The organism is Streptomyces sp. DH12, from assembly GCF_020873895.1.
Lineage (GTDB): Bacteria > Actinomycetota > Actinomycetes > Streptomycetales > Streptomycetaceae > Streptomyces.
The window spans coordinates 1-656 of sequence record NZ_JAHWGT010000373.1 but is presented as its reverse complement, the minus strand read 5'-3'; the positions used below and the strand labels follow the sequence as shown (position 1 = coordinate 656).

1 protein-coding gene is annotated in these 656 nt (G+C 75.9%); it reads right to left on the bottom strand.

From position 1 onward, the window contains the following. Positions 1–597 (bottom strand): alpha/beta hydrolase (locus tag LPA54_RS34640; RefSeq protein ID WP_228984600.1); only part of this gene is annotated, 597 nt, incomplete at its 3' end. Positions 598–656: the final 59 nt, after the last annotated feature.

Genomic DNA, 656 nt, shown 5'->3' with positions numbered 1-656 from the left:
GTTCTCGGCGTGCCCCATGCCGTGCTCGACCCACAGCTCCCCGTGCTCCCCGGCGGCGTCCGCCAGCATCCGGGGATGGTCGAGCGGGAAGTAGGCGTCCTGGTCCCCGTGCACGACCAGCAGCGGCGTCGGCGCGATGCGGGGCACGGCCTCGACGGGGGACAGCGGCACGGGGTCCCACCGGCGGTGGTGGATGCGGGTGCGCAGCCCGTACCGCCCGACCAGCCGTCCGGCGGGCCGCGTCACCAGCCAGTGCAGCCGCCGCATGGGCGCGGTCCCCCGGTAGAACCACCGCGCCGGCGCGCTCACCGAGACGACGGCGTCCACGCCGCCCGCGTCCAGCGCCGCGTGCCGCAGCACGACCGACCCGCCCATGGAGAACCCCACGGTGACCACCCGCGTGTGGCCGAGCTCCCGCGCCCACGCGACCGCCGCGGCCAGGTCGAGCACCTCCCGGTCGCCCACGGTGGACCGTCCGCCGGACCGCCCGTGCCCCCGGAAGGAGAAGGTGACGACGGCGCCGTACCGCGCGAACACCCGGGCGACGCGCCGCACATGGGGGCGGTCGGCGTCCCCGGAGAACCCGTGCGCGATCACGAGAACGAGCCCCCGGGACACACCGGGGACACCTTTTCCGGAACTCTTTCCCGAGCCCT